Annotated in this window: 3 protein-coding genes; all 3 read right to left on the minus strand. The window is 33.4% G+C overall.

Going from position 1 to position 2,828, the window contains the following annotated elements:
* Nucleotides 1-7 precede the first annotated feature (7 nt).
* The gene (locus ACPLVE_RS10995) at nt 8-973 is read right to left on the minus strand and encodes an ABC transporter ATP-binding protein (RefSeq protein WP_003871059.1); all 966 of its coding nucleotides are present in this window, start codon (nt 971-973) and stop codon (nt 8-10) included.
* A gap of 157 nt (nt 974-1,130) precedes the next feature.
* Complete coding sequence (locus tag ACPLVE_RS11000) at nt 1,131-2,423, minus strand: S41 family peptidase (protein WP_424611585.1); 1,293 nt, start codon at nt 2,421-2,423, stop codon at nt 1,131-1,133.
* 152 nt (nt 2,424-2,575) lie between these two features.
* A complete protein-coding gene (locus ACPLVE_RS11005) occupies nt 2,576-2,722 on the minus strand; it encodes a hypothetical protein (protein ID WP_424611586.1) in 147 nt (48 codons plus the stop codon).
* Nucleotides 2,723-2,828 lie beyond the last annotated feature (106 nt).

Here is a 2,828-nt window from a genome sequence, read left to right on the forward strand (position 1 = left end):
AAATACTTCATTTGTTTTCTCCTCCTTCCACAAAACTTTTGAATATCTCTTCAAACGGTTCTCCTAAATTGTCTATCTCAACCGGTATTACAGAAAATTTCCTAAAAATATCAAAGACATCGTATATGAGTTCTGGCCTTTCAAATGTAAGCTCCAATATATCTGTATCTATATTCCCTTCATAAAAACTTATTTCAACACCTCTTATACTTTTTAATTCTTCCAAATATTGGCTTTCTTCATTTTTTCTCAAAGTAAATCTATATTTAGCATAAGAAATTTTATGTCTGAGCTCTGAGGCAGTCCCCTCTGCTACTACTTTCCCTTTATTGATTATCAGAATCCTATCAGACACTTTCTCAATAAATCTCAAATCATGGGAAGAAATGATAAGGGTAGATATTTCTTTTAATTCTTTTACCAGCTTCTCTACTTCAAATCGCGTTATAATATCAAGCCCGAGGAGGAGTTCATCGAGTATTAAAAGTTTTGGCTTTGTAGCAAGTGCACATATGATAGCAGCTTTCTGCTGCATCCCTCTTGAAAGCTTTCCAACCTCTTCTTCCAGTTTGTCCTGTATCATCAGCCTTTCTGCCCACATTTCCATGTCATCTTTTACTTCTCTTGCAGATTTTCCTCTCAAATTTGCAAAGTAATAAACGTTTTCTCTGATGGTCATATGCCAGTATAGATTTCTTGAACCTTCAAGTAATGTCCCTATTTCTTTCATTACCTCTTTTTGAGCTTTAGGCATATCTTTCCCAAATATTTGTATACTGCCTTTGTCGGGGGAGACAAGGTTTAAAAGCATTTTCACAGTCGTTGTCTTCCCTGCTCCGTTTGGACCTAAAAGTGCAAAAATCTCATTTTCTCTTACAGCAAAAGATACTCCATCCACCGCTTTTACTGCCCTCTTGCCCGCCCCAAAAGTCTTTTCCAAATTTTCTGCCTTAAGGACTATTTTGTCCTCCATTTTCATAATCACCTCTCTAAATCTTCATACTCTTTTCAAAATTTCACTTGAACATGGCCGGTAAAAAATCCTGTTGAAAATATTAGAATCAATAAAAACATCAAAGTAATTGTAGAAATTGACAGTTTCTTACCCAACAGTATCACACCTTTTTTCCTTATTTAATACCCTTTTCCTCATTTTCTAACGATTTAATTAATTGCCGTATTTTTTGTTTTAGCTCTTCATCTTTTTCAAATGGGTTTTTAGGCATCATTTTTATTTCTATATCCGGTATAGTCCCTGTTTCAAAATATGAAGTACCATCCTGATTTATAAGCATTTCTCCATCAAATCTCACGATTAACCCGCTATTAGGCAGGCGCAGGAGACTTGTGGTAAGCCATCCCCCATCTCCTTTTCTGGTTCTTTCACCTATTACTGTAGCAAAGCCTGTTTCTTTACAAAACTCTGCAAATATACTTGCTCCTGAATAAGTAGAACTACTAACTACTAAAAATATTTTTCCTTTAAAATCTATCGGCTCTATATTTTCAAAAAATTCCTCGTAATTTTTTACTGCATTTTCAGTAACATAGTATGCGAAACTCTTTTTTATTTCTTCTGGAAGTAAATCATACACGGGAAGCTTGTCTATCGTATTATTTCTCAAATCTGGTATGCGATTACTAAGCAGTTTAACAACATACCCCCCGCCTCTTATGAGATAAGTTTTCTTCACTGACAAGTTTTCCACCTCTTTTAACTTATTCCTCAAAGGTGCTACTATAGCTTCCAGCCAATATTTAGTACTGCCTCCTCCATTATCACTAACATCTATAACTAAATAGGGGTAATCTTTTATACCTTTCAAAAAATCATATATCTTCTCTTTTTCTTTTTTGTACTCTTCTTCTCCTTTATGCCTATCAATTAAAAAAGAATAGACTTTTAAATAAGTAATTTTTTCAGGCTTTATAATATCTGTTTCAATATTTTCCCTCTTCCTTGTTTGTAAAAAGGGGTCCTCTACCTCACCTTTTTTATAAACCTTCTTAAAAATTTCCTCCCACATCTTATAATGACCTTCCGATTTTCTAAACATATCTTTATAGACCCCATCCCCAAATATTCCTAAAAAATATTTGTAATGCCCTGGACTTAGGACATAAGTATGTCCGTCATGCAATTTAAGTAAAATATTAGTCAAAGTATAGTAGAATCCCAAATTATCTTTCGTTTTTCTTATTTTTTCTTTAAATTCCTCCTTATGCTCTAACCAGTCATAGCCATACATCTTTTTTACTTCATAAAAATGCGCATAATTGTCTTTTAAAATGTCGTACATATATTCAAAGTCTTCTATTTTTTGCTTTTCTGTTAATTCCTTTGGTTGCCATAAATTAAGCTGTGTATTCAAAAAAATATGTGTACCAAGGAATATGATTGCTAAAAATACCAAAGTAATCATTAAAATGGGTAACTTTTTTCTCAAGAATATATCCATCCTTTCACTTATAATTTTTAGCTGAGCACATCTTAAAACTTTTTTATTTGTATTTACATCAAAGTTCTAAGATGTGCCTTCAGCCTGCCTGAAATCTATTTTTGCCTTGCATCTTTTTACTTATCTACAACTACTGAATGCCAATCTATTATATCCCTTTCTCCCATTGGTCCTATACTTTCGACACTTCCCATCACACTAAGACACCATGAATGCAGTAAAAGAGTAACTATGGAAAAAATAACTAACAAGTTCCTCCTCATGCCTCTCCCGCCTTCCTTTACTTTTTCTTCTCTTACCTATATAATATATGGTAAGTTAAACAATTTCAACCCGAATTGATTCTGGGTGGTGTGTAAAAAAATGGAT

Source organism: Caldanaerobacter sp., assembly GCF_049701115.1.
Taxonomy (GTDB): domain Bacteria; phylum Bacillota; class Thermoanaerobacteria; order Thermoanaerobacterales; family Thermoanaerobacteraceae; genus Thermoanaerobacter.